Origin of the sequence: Citrobacter sp. RHB35-C17, assembly GCF_013816795.1 — a bacterium.
Classification (GTDB): Bacteria; Pseudomonadota; Gammaproteobacteria; order Enterobacterales; family Enterobacteriaceae; genus Citrobacter_A; species Citrobacter_A amalonaticus.
This window is the reverse complement of sequence record NZ_CP057150.1, coordinates 4,284,107-4,299,695: the sequence shown is the minus strand read 5'-3', so window position 1 is coordinate 4,299,695 and position 15,589 is coordinate 4,284,107. Positions and strand designations below refer to the sequence as shown.

At 53.4% G+C, this 15,589-nt stretch carries 12 protein-coding genes; 9 read left to right on the top strand and 3 right to left on the bottom strand.

Annotated features, from left to right (window positions below; translation table 11 throughout):
• Nucleotides 1-27 precede the first annotated feature (27 nt).
• Both HVZ37_RS20485 and HVZ37_RS20480 read right to left on the bottom strand, forming a co-directional pair.
• Nucleotides 28-2,736, bottom strand: a complete 2,709-nt coding sequence (locus HVZ37_RS20485) for a cation-transporting P-type ATPase (protein WP_044264114.1) — start codon at nt 2,734-2,736, stop codon at nt 28-30.
• Nucleotides 2,737-3,294: 558 nt separating this feature from the next.
• Complete coding sequence (locus HVZ37_RS20480; protein ID WP_042999048.1) at nt 3,295-3,576, bottom strand: YjcB family protein; 282 nt, start codon at nt 3,574-3,576, stop codon at nt 3,295-3,297.
• Nucleotides 3,577-4,172: 596 nt separating this feature from the next.
• On the opposite strand from HVZ37_RS20480, the gene HVZ37_RS20475 reads away from it, so the two are divergent.
• A complete protein-coding gene (locus tag HVZ37_RS20475) occupies nt 4,173-5,759 on the top strand; it encodes an EAL domain-containing protein (RefSeq protein ID WP_042999049.1) in 1,587 nt (528 codons plus the stop codon).
• A 2-nt stretch (nt 5,760-5,761) separates the two neighbouring features.
• On the opposite strand, the gene soxS is transcribed toward HVZ37_RS20475, so the two are convergent.
• Entirely contained in the window at nt 5,762-6,085 is a 324-nt protein-coding gene (soxS, locus tag HVZ37_RS20470) for a superoxide response transcriptional regulator SoxS (RefSeq protein ID WP_042321117.1), read from the bottom strand.
• Nucleotides 6,086-6,171: 86 nt separating this feature from the next.
• Between soxS and soxR the strand changes: the two genes are divergently transcribed.
• From soxR to mgtU, 8 genes are all read left to right on the top strand, one after another.
• A complete protein-coding gene (soxR, locus tag HVZ37_RS20465) occupies nt 6,172-6,636 on the top strand; it encodes a redox-sensitive transcriptional activator SoxR (RefSeq protein ID WP_042321119.1) in 465 nt (154 codons plus the stop codon).
• A 254-nt stretch (nt 6,637-6,890) separates the two neighbouring features.
• Nucleotides 6,891-7,559, top strand: coding sequence for a glutathione S-transferase (locus tag HVZ37_RS20460; RefSeq protein WP_109739577.1), 669 nt, complete (start codon nt 6,891-6,893; stop codon nt 7,557-7,559).
• Between the two features lie 346 nt (nt 7,560-7,905).
• Nucleotides 7,906-9,255 carry a guanine/hypoxanthine transporter GhxP gene (ghxP, locus tag HVZ37_RS20455; protein WP_044326546.1) on the top strand — a complete coding sequence of 450 codons (1,350 nt, stop codon included), beginning with the start codon at nt 7,906-7,908 and terminating at the stop codon, nt 9,253-9,255.
• Nucleotides 9,256-9,404: 149 nt separating this feature from the next.
• Nucleotides 9,405-11,051: a Na+/H+ antiporter gene (locus tag HVZ37_RS20450; RefSeq protein WP_042999051.1), complete on the top strand. Its 1,647-nt coding sequence runs from the start codon at nt 9,405-9,407 to the stop codon at nt 11,049-11,051.
• Nucleotides 11,052-11,787: 736 nt separating this feature from the next.
• On the top strand, nt 11,788-12,483 hold the full coding sequence (locus HVZ37_RS20445) for an MgtC family protein (RefSeq protein ID WP_042999052.1): 696 nt from the start codon (nt 11,788-11,790) through the stop codon (nt 12,481-12,483).
• Between the two features lie 155 nt (nt 12,484-12,638).
• Nucleotides 12,639-15,371 (top strand): magnesium-translocating P-type ATPase, encoded by a 2,733-nt coding sequence (gene mgtA / locus HVZ37_RS20440; RefSeq protein ID WP_044264109.1) that lies wholly within the window; start codon nt 12,639-12,641, stop codon nt 15,369-15,371.
• An 18-nt stretch (nt 15,372-15,389) separates the two neighbouring features.
• Nucleotides 15,390-15,482 carry a protein MgtR gene (gene mgtR, locus HVZ37_RS20435; RefSeq protein WP_094030729.1) on the top strand — a complete coding sequence of 31 codons (93 nt, stop codon included), beginning with the start codon at nt 15,390-15,392 and terminating at the stop codon, nt 15,480-15,482.
• A 12-nt stretch (nt 15,483-15,494) separates the two neighbouring features.
• Nucleotides 15,495-15,581, top strand: coding sequence for a magnesium transporter protection protein MgtU (gene mgtU, locus HVZ37_RS23230; protein ID WP_256434421.1), 87 nt, complete (start codon nt 15,495-15,497; stop codon nt 15,579-15,581).
• The last annotated feature ends 8 nt before the right edge of the window (nt 15,582-15,589 follow it).

Here is a 15,589-nt window from a genome sequence, read left to right as displayed (position 1 = left end):
GGCCTTTTTATTGCCGGATACCGCCGGTTAGTTCCGGCGGTATTTGCGGGTGAGGGGTTTCTCAATCTCAACAATGAAGAACAGCGCGATGCCGATGGCAAAGGTAATTCCCCAGTAGCGCAGCGGCAGAGCTTCAGTACCAAACAACATCTGCAGGAACGGCACGTAGATAATCGCCAACTGCAGCAGTAACAGAATACCGCTGACCAGCCAGATGCCTTTATTCATCAGCAGACCGCGACCCAGCGAGAAGCCATCGGAAACGCGGCAGTTGAGCATGTACACCCACTGCGCTGTCACCAGCGTTTGCAACAGGACGGTGCGGATGAATTCCGGGCTGTGACCACGCGGCTGCAGCCAGGCTTCCAGCATAAAGGCACAGGCGGCAATTAGCGTACCGACAAACCCTACGCGCCAGATAGCAAAGCCATCCATCACGTTCTCATTACTCTGGCGCGGTGGGCGGCGCATGATGTTGCGCTCACCGGCTTCAAACGCCAGACCGAATGACAGTGTGGCGGAGGTTGCCATGTTCATCCACAGGATCAGCACTGGCGTCAGCGGGATCAGATTACCCGCCAGCAGCGCGACGATGATCAGCAGACCCTGCGCCAGGTTAGTGGGCATGATAAACAGGATGGTTTTCTTCAGGTTGTCGTAGACGCGGCGCCCTTCCTGTACCGCGCTGGCAATGGTCGCGAAGTTATCATCCGTCAGCACCATGTCGGCGGCCTCTTTCGTCACTTCTGTTCCTTTAATACCCATCGCGATGCCTACATCGGCCTGCTTCAGTGCCGGCGCGTCGTTGACACCATCCCCGGTCATGCCGACGATCTCGCCTTTTTCTTGCAGGGCTTTTACCAGACGCAGCTTATGCTCCGGGCTGGTACGGGCAAAGATATCGTAGGTGACGGCCGCTTCGGCAAGTTCAGCCTCATCCATCTGCTCGAGTTCATAGCCCGTCACCGCATGTGTGCTGTTATGGATACCCAACATGCCGCCAATGCTCATGGCGGTTTGCGGGTGATCGCCGGTGATCATTTTGACGCGGATCCCGGCTTGCTGGCAGGCACCGATTGCCGCAATGGCTTCCGGGCGCGGCGGATCCATCATCCCGGCGATGCCGAGGAAAATGAGCCCCTCACTCAGACAGTCATGGGTCAGCGCATCGGCATCAGCACGCGCAGGCTTCCAGGCGGCAGCCACCATCCGCAAACCTTCTTTGGCATAGCGGGCGATTTCGGCCTCCCAGTGCGGCTGGGTAAAGGCTTCCGTGCCGTTCGCGGTTTGTTGCAACCGGCAGAGTTTAAACAGCACATCCGGTGCCCCGGTCACCAGTACGCGCTCGTCGTTGCCGATGCGATAGTGCGTCGCCATATATTTGTACTGGGAATCGAACGGGATTTTACTGCGCAGTTCGCTCTCGACGGCAGGCAGCATGGCCTTGGCGGCCAGCACTTTCAGCGCCCCTTCCGTTGGTCCGCCGGTAATTCCCCAGTGCCCCTGTTCATTGCGAATCAACTGGCTGTCGTTGCACAGATCAATAGTACGCAGATAGCTTTCAAGCAGGCTGCCAGGCGCAATCTCTGCCTGCGCGTCGTTTTCCTCGACGTGGATCTCGCCCGTTGGTTCGTAGCTGTTGCCCTGCACGCGATAATTTTTATCCGCCGTGATGATGGCTTTAACCGTCATCTCGTTCATGGTCAGCGTGCCGGTTTTGTCGGAACAAATCACCGACATGGCACCCAACGTTTCAACAGTAGGCAGTTTGCGGATGATGGCGCGTTTGCGGGCCATGGTCTGTACGCCCAGCGACAGGATGATCGAGATAATCGCCGGTAAACCTTCCGGAACGGCCGCGACAGCCAGGCTAATTAACGAAAGCAGCAGTTCACCCATCGGCATATCGCGCAGCAGCAGACTGAAAATAAACAGCCCGAGCATCATGGCGAGAATAAGGGCGAAAATCGCTTTACCGAGTTTATCCATCTGCACCAGTAGCGGCGTACGGTGCTTTTCGATCTCCGTCATCATCTGGTTGATATGGCCCAGTTCCGTCGCCTCGCCGGTGGCGATTACCACGCCAAGCCCCGCCCCGGCGCTGATGGTGGTGCCAGAGAACAGCAGGTTTTTGCGATCGCCCAGCGGCAGTTCGCCAGTCAGCGCCTCTGCCGTTTTGTCCACAACGGTGGATTCACCGGTCAGGATAGCCTCTTCAACCCGCAGGTTATGGGCTTCCATGACACGAAGATCGGCGGGGATGCGGTCACCCGCACGCAGTACCACGATATCGCCGACGACCAGATCGGTCGTCGCGACCGTCTCATGTTGTCCGTTACGGACCACAACAGCGGATGCAGAGAGCATGTTGCGGATGCTTTTCAGCGATTTTTCCGCGTTGTTTTCCTGAATATGGCCAATCAGGGCGTTGATCACCGCGACGCCGAGGATGACGGCTGTATCCACCCAGTGCCCCATTACGGCGGTGAGGGCCGCTGCGGCGATCAGGACGTAGATCAGAACATCGTGAAAATGGGCCAGAAAGCGTAGCCAGGCGGGTTTACCCGCTTTTTCCGGTAGTGCGTTAAGGCCATCTCTGGCAAGACGTGCGCTGGCCTCATTGTGAGTCAGCCCGGAAGGTTGGCTCTGCTGATTTTTCAGAACCTCCTCAACGGTTAGCTGGTACGGCTTTTTTCCAGCGCATGGCGCAGAATGGAGACGATTGCTGTTCGGCATTCTGGTCAAAGTAAATTTCCTCAAAGAATAAAATTTTAATATTTTGAAACACGCGCATACTATTTGAATAATGCCTTCAGATGTTTGATATTAATCAATGGTGTTTCGGTAAATATTATTTTATCTTTGAGTGAAGATGATATTTTCCCTTGTTTTTTATGAGGGTAAATGGAAGTGTAAATTTAGGAAAGGAGGTGTTTATGTTTGGAATATACAATGCCAAGAGATTGATTTTATTGATTATGTTTGCAATCGCTGTGGCGGCAATTAGCGGTATTTCAACCTATTTCTTTGTAAAATATCTGGGGTGAGAATAATAAAAACAGTCTTCCTTACATAACTTTTAAATCCTGAAAAATAATGACATTAGGGAAATCAGAGACAACGGGGAAATATATTATAAAGCGCAGCCTGCCGAATAAACGGGCCGCGCCATATAAGCGAATAATCGAGGCGGGCTTGCTGAAATCGAAGGGGAATCGAGTGTGTCCACAACAAACACCGACGGGATTATCTGGAAACAATAAAAAAGCCTCCGTCAGGGAGGCTTAGGTGAAATCAGGTCAATACCATCGGCCATTCCGGCGGCGTCTGGCTCATTACTTCAACCATCACGGATTCAATGTTGTTCCAGATGGCGGAGAGATCCATCAGGGTGATGCCGAGTAATCCCGTCGCAAACCAACAGGCGGCGACAACCCCGAGCCCACTGCTGATCACTGCCAGACCAATGTAATCTGAGCGACGAAAACGAATATTCAATGTGCTGGCGAGAAACATGAGCACAGCGCTCAGCAGCTGCCAGCGGAGAAGAACCACGCCAGTGGTTAGGGTAGCCATGAAATATTTCCTCTGAGAATAGCAGGTGCCCTGGACAGCGCGGCGTTTTCACGGGAGGCGTGGCGCACTCTGGCTATCGATGGGCATTCACATCAATATCGAATGAAACATTGTTTTTGTTTCATAATATTTGTGAACTATATCACGGTTAGGCGACCATTCGCCAGCCTGTCGACTTCTTTTTTGTCTGCTTTATAACCTTAATAAAAACATGGTTATTGATTCAATGATCGACACACTTTCACCGTGGTGCAACCGAAAAGCGCGACGTAATAAAGAGGCAATGGCTTTACCTTGTTTGTATTGTCAAAAAATAAGCAGACGAAGAAATTTAACTTAATTTCATTTTGCGAATGAGCCAACAAAACTTTCATAAAACACGACTCCTTTCGCTGAATGGATTACCCTTAATAAAATTAATCGTCACTGCGGGTTTGCTTTATGGTCGAATATTATCACCATCCTGCAATATCAGACTTTTGCTAATAAAAGTCTGTTGCTAATATTGATAGATTCATGCAACGTAACCACCTGTGTAATTTAGCATCCTGTCTTGATGATAACAGGCATATGAAATGCAGGGATATAGGGCGGAAATGAATCATCGGGTGCGACGCAAGGTGCTGAGGTTCCTCGGGATAATCATGGTGGTTTTGCTCCCCGTGATGCTGGCGCTATGGTTTGCCCACCTGCAAGCAACGTCCCAAACCAGTAAGCAACTGAGCATTTTTGCTCATCTGGCTTTAGATAAAACAGAACTGGTCGTTTTACAGGCAGACTTAGCCCGCGATGCCGCTGAACAGTATCAGGGACAAGCGTGTACGCCGGCGCATCAACAACGAATGTTGAATATTATCCGAGGGCGCCTGTATATCAACGAGTTAATTTATGCGCAAGGCGATCGTTTTTTATGCTCAACGGTAATGGCACCGTCAGCGCCCTATATTATGCCAACGGCAAACTATAAACGAAAACCCAATATCGCTATTTATTACTTTCGCGATACGCCTTTTTTCACCGGTTATAAAATGACGTATATGCAACGTGGAAACTATGTTGCCGTGATCAATCCATTGTCATATAGCGAAGTGATGTCCGAAGACCCCGAGCTGGCCTGGGGGGTCTATGACACGGTAACCAACACCTTTTTCTCCCTTAGCGAACAGGCCTGGGCGGCTCAACTGTTGCCACTGGTCCAGCGTAATCAGTCTGTCTTCCGGCAGGACGACCGTTTTTATACCGTCGTCCAATCGGATAAACGCCCCATAGCGGTCATTGTGTCGACCTCGATGCAGCGGTTTTATCAGAATCTGTATCAGCAATTGCTGATCGCGCTTCCGTTGGCGGTCATCAGCAGTATTTTGCTATTAATGTTCTGGTCTCGGGCGCGTCGGCAATACTACTCGCCGCGGCGCATGCTCCAGCGCGCGCTTAAACAGCGTCAGCTTTGCCTGCACTATCAGCCGATCATTGATATCAAAAACGAGAAATGCGTGGGGGCGGAAGCGCTGCTGCGCTGGCCGGGTTGTAAAGATCAGGTGATGAGTCCGGCGGAGTTTATCCCGCTGGCGGAAAAAGAGGGGATGATCGCGCAGATTACCGACTACGTGGTGGAAGAAGTGTTCAGTGATATGGGGACGTTTCTGGCTGCAAACCCACAGTTGTATATCTCTATCAACCTTTCCGCATCGGATTTCCACTCTTCACGATTGATTGCCATGATCGCGGATAAAGCGCGCGAACATGGCGTGCTTGCGCAACAAATAAAAGTCGAAGTGACCGAGCGAGGATTTATCGATGTGCCGAAAACCACGCCGGTGATCCAGGCATTTCGTCAGGCAGGCTATGAAGTGGCGATTGATGATTTCGGCACCGGCTACTCTAACCTGCACAACCTCTATTCCCTGAACGTTGATATTCTTAAGATCGACAAGTCCTTTATCGATACGCTGACCACCAACAGTACCAGCCATCTGATTGCGGAACATATCATTGAGATGGCGCAAAGCCTGCGTCTGAAAACCATCGCAGAAGGCGTGGAGACGGCGGATCAGGTGAGCTGGCTGCTTAAACGCGGGGTGCAGTACTGTCAGGGGTGGCACTTTGCGAAGGCGCTGCCGCCGCAGGACTTCATTCACTGGCTGCAACAACCGCCCGCACTCCTGATGCAGCGCGGGCAGTAATACTACAGGCGGTGGCGGTAGTCGCTGGGGGTGCGATCAAATTCCCGGCGAAACACGCGGGAAAATGTCTGTTGCGACACATAACCTAAATCCATCGCAATATCGAATATCGGTCGCTCGGTGTTGCGCAGCTCAACGGCGGCCAACAGCAGTCGGCGCTGACGGATATAGTCACCCAACGTCTGGCGCATTACTGTGCGGAACATCCTCTGTAAATACCACTTTGAATAACCTGATTTTTTCGCGACCACATCAATGTTCAGCGGTTGGTCGATATGTTCATCAATCCATTCAATAAGGGTCTGAATAATTTGCTGATGGGACATATTGCTGCCTCCTTCTCAGTGTTCGATTCGTCTATTTGTCTGCGGGCGAGTATAATTCCTCAAGTTAACTTGAGGTAAAGCGATTTATGGAAAAGAAATTACCGCGTATAAAAGCGATGCTCACGCCGGGCGAAGTGGCAAAGCGTAGCGGCGTGGCGGTGTCCGCATTGCATTTCTATGAAAGTAAGGGGCTTATCAGCAGTATCCGCAACAGCGGCAATCAGCGCAGATACCGGCGTGACGTGTTGCGTTATGTCGCGATTATCAAGATTGCTCAGCGAATCGGTATCCCACTGGCGACTATCAGTGAAGCACTGGGCGTGTTGCCGGAAGGTCATACCCTCAGCGCTAAAGAGTGGAAGCAACTCTCCTCGCAATGGCGCGAAGAGCTGGACCGTCGCATTCATACGCTGGTGGCGCTGCGTGATGAGCTGGATGGTTGCATCGGCTGTGGCTGCTTGTCGCGCAAAGACTGTCCGTTACGTAACCCCGGAGATCGGCTGGGCGAAGAGGGTACGGGCGCGCGTCTGCTGGAAGATGAACAAAACTAAAGCGCCGCAAGGGCGCTTTAGTTTGTTTTCCGGTCTTTGTCTTTCTCTCTATCCCGCTGGTTCACGGGAGGGTTTCCCCCGACGTCAACACCCCTCATTCGAGCACGTGGTGGAGGTTCCGGTTTGTGTTGATACTGTAAGTGTAAGCCGCGTTATCCCGTTTGCCAGTGTATCTGGCGACTTTTTAGGCGAATTTTTTTCGCCATCTCCCATAATTTACTAGAGTGAGTATGAGGAAATGACGGGAGAACATCATGCTGACGGTGCATCATTTAAACCAGTCCCGCTCACAGCGCATTCTCTGGGCGCTGGAGGAGCTATCGCTGCCTTACCAGATTGTGCGTTACCAGCGTGAAAAGAACATGCTCGCTCCGCCGGCACTGAAGAAAATTCATCCGCTGGGGAAATCCCCCGTAGTGGAAGATAACGGCGCGATCCTCGCGGAGTCAGGGGCGATTCTCGACTATTTGCAGGACACCTATGACAGCGAAGGGAAGTTTAAACCGGCTGATGCACAATCCGTTCTCCAGTATCGCTTCTGGTTGCATTACGCCGAGGGTTCGCTGATGCCGTTGCTGTTAATGAAGCTGGTCTTCACCAGTCTGGGGAAACCGCCCGTGCCGTTTGGTTTGCGCACGCTGGGCGGCGTGCTGGGGCAGGGCGTACAAAAAGCGTATCTCAATCCGCAACTGGAAACCCACGCGCGCTTTATTGACGCGCACCTCGCTGAGCGTCCGTGGTTTGCCGGAGACCATCTCAGCATGGCGGATATCCAGATGAGTTTTCCTCTTTTTGCGCTACTGGCGCGCGGTGGTATTGCCGATCTTCCCCATATCAGCGCGTGGAAAAAACGCGTGGAAATGCGTCCTGCCTGGCAACGTGCCATTCAGCAGGGAGGACCTTTTGCCATTCCCGGTGGTTGATGGCGGTTTTTTAACCGTCTTGCCTCCTGCATTTGCGACGCGATCCGGCTAACTATGTTGCCGGATTGCGCATTGACGATAACGTTTGCGCATCAGTTGGTGATTTCTTCAGCGTTAGTGCAAGAAATGAGTAAAAAGCGGCAAAGTTCAGTTGAAAATCCTCGTATGATCGCTGGATAATCGTTTGCTTTTTTTACAACCCGTTTTTTTATGCGCGGAGCTAAACGTTTGCTTTTTGCGACACCCCTCTTTGTCGCGATCAGAGCACAGGGAGTTGACGTTGCGCTGGCAGTGGATTGTCCACCACGCATAAGAACGAATAATAAACTCTCAGGGGATGTTTTCTATGTCTACGCCTTCAGCGCGTACCGGCGGTTCGCTCGACGCCTGGTTTAAAATTTCACAACGTGGAAGCACTGTCCGTCAGGAAGTGGTGGCAGGTTTAACAACGTTTCTGGCGATGGTGTACTCCGTTATCGTCGTGCCTGGCATGCTGGGTAAAGCCGGATTCCCGCCCGCGGCGGTGTTCGTCGCGACCTGTCTGGTGGCCGGTCTGGGCTCTATCGTCATGGGGTTGTGGGCCAACCTGCCGCTGGCGATTGGTTGCGCCATCTCGCTGACCGCCTTCACCGCGTTCAGTCTGGTACTGGGCCAGCAGATTAGCGTTCCGGTCGCACTGGGTGCGGTATTCCTGATGGGTGTACTGTTTACCATTATCTCCGCCACCGGGATTCGTAGCTGGATCCTGCGCAATTTACCGCAGGGTATCGCGCACGGTACCGGTATCGGTATCGGTCTGTTTTTACTGCTGATTGCGGCGAACGGCGTGGGTCTGGTTATCAAGAACCCGCTGGATGGTCTGCCCGTAGCGCTTGGTCACTTCGCTACCTTCCCGGTGATTATGTCGCTGGTGGGTCTGGCGGTAATTATCGGTCTGGAGAAACTGAAAGTGCCGGGCGGTATTCTGCTGACTATTATCGGCATTTCTGTCGTTGGTCTGATTTTCGATCCGGCGGTGAAATTCTCCGGCATTTTTGCCATGCCGTCGCTGAGCGATGAAACCGGTAAATCACTGATTGGCAGCCTGGATATCATGGGCGCGCTGAACCCGGTTGTTCTGCCAAGCGTTCTGGCGCTGGTAATGACCGCTGTGTTTGATGCCACCGGCACCATCCGTGCCGTGGCGGGTCAGGCGAATCTGCTGGATAAAGACGGGCAGATTATTGACGGCGGTAAAGCACTGACCACAGACTCCCTGAGCAGCGTGTTCTCCGGTCTGGTGGGTGCGGCGCCGGCAGCAGTCTACATTGAGTCGGCAGCCGGTACGGCGGCGGGGGGGAAAACTGGCCTGACCGCCATTACCGTTGGCGTGCTGTTCCTGCTGATCCTGTTCCTTTCCCCGCTATCTTACCTCGTTCCGGTGTATGCCACGGCGCCTGCGCTGATGTACGTCGGTCTGCTGATGCTGAGCAACGTGGCGAAAATCGATTTCGCTGACTTTGTCGATGCGATGGCGGGTCTGGTGACGGCGGTATTCATTGTACTGACTTGTAACATCGTGACCGGCATCATGATTGGTTTTGCCACGCTGGTGATTGGCCGTGTGGTGTCGGGTGAATGGCGCAAGCTGAACATCGGCACCGTAGTGATCGCCGTGGCGCTGGTGGCGTTCTATGCCGGTGGCTGGTCCATTTGATTCCGAAAGTGATTCCGAAAAACGGGTGGCGTTTGCCGCCCGTTTTTATTTTCAGCACACACTCGTTGTCTTTTGCGATACTCTGAGAAAGGTAAAATTGAGGCACGACGCCTCTCAAACACATAAGAAACATCGCAAACAGGGAACGCATGGAAATCTTCTTCACAATACTCATCATGACCCTTGTGGTCTCGCTGTCCGGGGTATTTACGCGCGTATTGCCCTTCCAGCTCCCCTTACCCCTCATGCAGATTGCTATTGGCGCGCTGTTGGCGTGGCCCACGTTTGGTCTGCACGTAGAATTTGACCCCGAACTGTTTCTGGTCCTGTTTATCCCGCCGCTGCTGTTTGCGGATGGCTGGAAGACGCCAACGCGAGAATTTCTTGAACATGGGCGAGAGATTTTCGGTCTGGCGCTGGCGCTGGTGCTGGTCACCGTGGTCGGGATTGGTTTTCTGATTTACTGGCTGGTGCCGGGCATTCCGTTGATTCCGGCCTTTGCGCTGGCTGCCGTGCTGTCGCCAACCGATGCGGTTGCGCTTTCCGGTATTGTCGGTGAAGGGCGGATCCCTAAGAAAATCATGGGCATCCTGCAAGGTGAGGCGCTGATGAATGACGCCTCCGGTCTGGTATCTTTGAAATTTGCCGTTGCGGTGGCGATGGGCACGATGGTGTTTACCGTCGGCGGCGCGACGGTGGAGTTCTTTAAGGTGGCGATCGGCGGTATCCTCGCGGGCTTTGTGGTCAGTTGGCTGTACGGTCGCTCGCTGCGCTTTCTCAGCCGCTGGGGCGGCGATGAGCCAGCGACGCAAATCGTCCTGCTGTTCCTGCTGCCGTTCGCATCGTACCTGATCGCAGAACATATCGGCGTCTCCGGGATCCTCGCGGCGGTCGCTGCCGGGATGACCATCACCCGCTCCGGGGTGATGCGCCGTGCGCCGCTGGCGATGCGTCTGCGCGCCAACAGCACCTGGGCGATGCTTGAGTTTGTGTTTAACGGCATGGTCTTTTTGCTGTTGGGCCTGCAACTGCCGGGCATTCTCGAGTCGTCGCTGGTGGCAGCGGAGGCCGATCCGAACGTGGAAATCTGGATGCTATTTACCGATATCATTCTGATTTATGTGGCGCTGATGCTGGTGCGTTTCGGCTGGCTGTGGACGATGAAAAACTTCAGCATGCGTTTCCTGAAAAAGAAACCGATGGAGTTTGGCTCCTGGACGACACGGGAAATTTTGATCGCCTCCTTTGCGGGCGTTCGCGGGGCTATCACCCTCGCGGGTGTCCTGTCTATCCCGCTGCTGCTGCCAGATGGCAACGTCTTCCCGGCGCGCTACGAACTGGTCTTCCTGGCCGCTGGCGTGATTCTGTTCTCGCTGTTTGTCGGCGTGATTATGCTGCCGATTCTGCTGCAACATCTGGAAGTGGCCGATCATTCTCAGCAACTGAAAGAGGAGCGGATTGCCCGCGCGGCGACGGCGGAGGTGGCGATTGTCGCCATTCAGAAGATGGAAGAGCGTCTGGCGGCGGATACCGAAGAGAACATTGATAATCAGCTGCTGACCGAGGTGAGTTCCCGCGTCATCGGTAACCTGCGGCGTCGTGCCGACGGGCGTAACGATGTTGAGAGTTCGCTCCAGGAAGAGAATCTGGAACGCCGCTTCCGTCTCGCGGCGCTGCGTTCAGAGCGGGCGGAGCTGTATCACCTGCGCGCCACGCGTGAAATCAGCAATGAAACGCTGCAAAAACTGCTGCACGATCTCGACCTGCTGGAAGCGTTACTGATCGAAAATCAGTAACACCGTCATGTTGCCCGGTGGCGCTACGCTTACCGGGCATCGACCCGGGCGGCAGATTCAGCGGACCGTCGAATCCCTGACGGATATGTCCTGGAATCGCCTGGTGAGCGAAACGACGTCATTCTGAGCCATACCGATTTTCAGTCTGTAGAAAAGTAGTCAGGTCATGCGTATCCCGCGTAGTGTATGGCAACAACAGGACCGGGAGACGGCAGATTTTAAATTTGCAGCCTTCAGGCTGCTTAGTTCTATCCCGCTATGATTGGTGCATGGTAGGGCAGGATTAGGTGCTGATAGCAGCGATCGTGACGTCGATAATTAATGACGTCTTTGATTAGTGAATTAACCCCGGTTCACGCCGGGGTGGGCTTTGCGCATTAAGGTCATTCTAAACAAATCGTCACTAAAGCGAGATTTTAACTTTACTCGAATAATTGAATGATTATAATGAGCACAAATTCATACAGGAGAAATATGTTGGACAGTCACCCTTATTTATACATAAAGGCAAGCTGACGTAATTTTTTCTGCGCTGCTTGCCTACCGGCGGGCAGCAATCTCCTCATCCAGACGATTGCATCCCATAAAGAATAACGCAGCATGGCTGCGAGGATAATCGTCATGTTCATGTTTAAAAATACATTATTCCCTCCACCGTCAACGCGACGTTAATCGCCTTTCCGGCGACAATTCGTCGTGTGCTTAATAAAGCACGTAGTTAATTCTTCCAACATAAATGGAGGAAGCTATGTTGATGTTTCCTTATATCGCAAATTTACTCGCTGCGATGCTATTGGGCGCGCTGATTGGCGCTGAAAGACAGTGGCGTCAGCGTATGGCCGGCCTGCGCACTAACGCGCTGGTCGCCACCGGCGCGGCGGTTTTTATTCTGAGCTCCATTTCAACCTCTCCGGACAGCCCTGGACGTATTGCCGCGCAGGTGGTTTCCGGAATTGGTTTTCTCGGTGCCGGCGTCATCATGCGTGAAGGCATGAACGTGCGCGGCCTGAATACCGCTGCAACCTTGTGGTGCTCTGCGGCGATTGGCGTGCTGTGTGGACTGGGCCAGTTCTGGCAAGCGGCGGCGGCAACGCTGATAATCCTCTGCGCCAATATTCTACTGCGCGAAGCGGCGCAGAGAATTAATCAGATCCCCGGCGCGACAGAAGAAGAGAAATGCTACGTTCTGAATATTGTCTGTCAAAGCGAATATGAAAACGCGATTCGTCAGCTATTGCTTAATATCAGTAAAGAGATGACGCTCAGCCTTCAGGGACTGGTGTCAACGGCAGCAAAAGAACAAGGGCATAAAGAAATTCGCATCGAACTGGTGGGTAATACCGACTGCCGCAAAGCGCGAGACCTTATTATGTCAAGAGTTGGCGGGGACGAAAACATTACGTCAGTCCGCTGGTGTGTCGAGGGGAGTTAACCTCGCGGCTATTCTACTCCGACAATCATTTGTCTAAGGAGGGAATGATGAATATTCCCAGGCAATTAAAGTAATAAGCGTTTAATAACGTAAAAATGAATTATGCATAAATCATTTATGCAGGGATAACGACGTCTTAAATTTGAGGATTAATCATGACTGACATGAAAATAGTAAACCGGAAAATAAACCGGTCTGCGTCAGAAAATGATAAGCAGCATAAAAAAAGCTTCGCCATTGAAACCGAGGCATTTAACAGCCCGGATCATACGCTGGCGCGGTTAAACAGCAGTCGCCACGGGCTCACCAACGAAGATGCCCTTGAACGACTGGATGAATATGGCCGCAATGAAGTGGCGCATGAGCAGGCGCCGCCAGCATTGATCCAGCTTTTGCAGGCATTCAATAACCCGTTTATCTATGTCCTGATGGCGCTGGCCGCCGTCAGCTTCGTGACCGATTACTGGCTACCGCTGCGTAACGGCGAAGAGACCGATCTGACCGGGATCATCATTATCGTCACGATGGTTAGCCTGAGCGGGTTATTGCGTTTCTGGCAGGAGTTTCGTACCAACAAAGCGGCGCAGGCGCTGAAATCCATGGTCCGCACCACGGCTACCGTGCTGCGTCGCGGTCCCGGGAATCTGGGGTCGGTGCAGGAGGAGATTGCCATTGAGGAGCTGGTGCCCGGTGACATCATCTTCCTGGCAGCAGGGGATCTGGTTCCGGCGGACGTCCGTTTGCTGGAGTCCCGGGACCTGTTTGTTAGTCAGTCGATACTCAGCGGCGAGTCGCTGCCGGTTGAGAAGTATGATGTTCTGGCCAGCGTTTCCGGCAAAGGGTGTGACAGGCTTCCTGAGCCGAACAAAAATAAAAGCCTGCTGGAGATGGGCAATATCTGTCTGATGGGCACTAACGTGACCAGCGGCAGGGCGCAGGCGGTGGTGGTGGCCACCGGAAACCGTACCTGGTTTGGCTCGCTGGCGAAATCCATCGTTGGCACGCGTACCCAGACGGCGTTCGACCGCGGGGTAAACAGCGTCAGCTGGCTGTTGATTCGATTTATGCTGGTGATGGTACCGATTGTGCTGCTGATTAACGGCTTCAGCAAAGGTGACTGGGTTGAGGCCTCGCTGTTTGCCCTGGCGGTAGCGGTTGGCCTGACGCCGGAAATGCTGCCGATGATCGTCAGCTCTAACCTGGCGAAAGGCGCTATCGCCATGTCGCGGCGCAAAGTGATCGTCAAGCGGCTGAATGCCATTCAGAACTTTGGCGCGATGGACGTGCTGTGTACCGATAAAACCGGCACGCTGACTCAGGACAATATCATTCTTGAGCATCACCTTGATGTCAGCGGTCATGAGAGCGACCGGGTGCTGACGCTGGCCTGGCTGAATAGCAGTAGCCAGAGCGGGGCGCGCAACCTGATGGACCGGGCGGTGCTGCGCTTTGGCGAGGGCAGGATTGCGTCAGCGACCAAAGAGCGTTTTGTCAAACTGGATGAACTGCCGTTTGATTTTGTACGCCGTCGGGTATCGGTTTCGGTGGAAGATGTTCGCCACGGTGACAAAAATCTGATCTGCAAAGGCGCTGTCGAAGAGATGCTGATGGTCGCCACGCATCTTCGTGAAGGCGATAACGTTGTGGCGCTGGATGAAACCCGACGCGATCTGCTGTTAGCCAAAACGAAGGATTATAACGCCCAGGGCTTCCGCGTGCTGCTGGTCGCAACTCGCAAGCTGGATGACTCCGCTCTGACCACGCCGCTGTGCACCGCCGATGAGCAGGGACTGACGGTTGAAGGGATGTTGACTTTCCTCGATCCGCCGAAAGAGAGCGCGGGAAAAGCCATTGCCGCGCTGCGCGACAACGGCGTGGCGGTGAAAGTCCTGACCGGCGATAATCCGGTGGTTACGGCGCGTATTTGCCTGGAAGTGGGCATTGATGCCCACGGCATCCTGACCGGGGCTCAGATTGAAGCGATGGCGGATAATGAACTGGAGCGCGAAGTGGAAAAGCGCGCGGTATTCGCCAAACTGACGCCGCTGCAGAAGTCGCGCATCCTGAAAATGCTGCAGAAAAACGGGCACACCGTCGGTTTTCTCGGCGACGGCATCAATGATGCGCCGGCCCTGCGCGATGCGGATGTAGGCATTTCGGTCGACAGCGCGGCAGATATCGCCAAAGAGGCATCAGATATCATCCTGCTGGAAAAGGATCTGATGGTGCTGGAAGAAGGGGTGATCAAAGGCCGTGAGACCTTCGGCAACATCATTAAATATCTGAATATGACCGCCAGTTCTAACTTCGGCAACGTCTTTTCGGTACTGGTGGCCAGCGCGTTTATTCCGTTCCTGCCGATGCTGGCGATTCATCTGCTGATACAGAACCTGATGTACGATCTCTCTCAGCTCTCGCTGCCGTGGGACAAAATGGACAACGAATTTTTGCGCAAACCGCGCAAGTGGGATGCGAAGAACATCGGCCGTTTTATGCTGTGGATTGGACCGACGTCGTCTATTTTTGATATCACCACCTTCGCGCTGATGTGGTACGTGTTTGCGGCGAATAACGTCGAAGCCCAGGCGCTGTTCCAGTCCGGGTGGTTTATTGAAGGGCTGCTGTCGCAAACGCTGGTCGTGCATATGCTGAGAACGCAGAAAATTCCGTTTATTCAGAGTCGGGCGACGTTGCCGGTGCTACTCACTACCGCGGTGATTATGGCGATCGGGATCTACGTTCCGTTCTCGCCAGTGGGAGCGATGGTCGGGCTGGAGCCACTGCCGCTAAGCTACTTCCCGTGGCTGGTCGCGACGCTGCTCAGCTATTGCCTGGTGGCGCAGGGCATGAAGCGTTTCTATATCAAACGTTTCGGTCAGTGGTTCTGATGATAAGGAGGCGCTGAGATGAACCGTTCTCCGGACACTATCGTCGCGCTGATATTTTTCCTGATGGGGCTGCTGGTGCTGCTGTTAGCAATCTGGCAAATCTTGTTCTGAAAGGGGGGCGCGATGTGCAGAGGATCGCTGGATAAAGTCTTTATCCGGGTGGTGATTATCGCATTCATCATTATTTTGCTGACAATCTGGATTAGATAAGGGGCTTT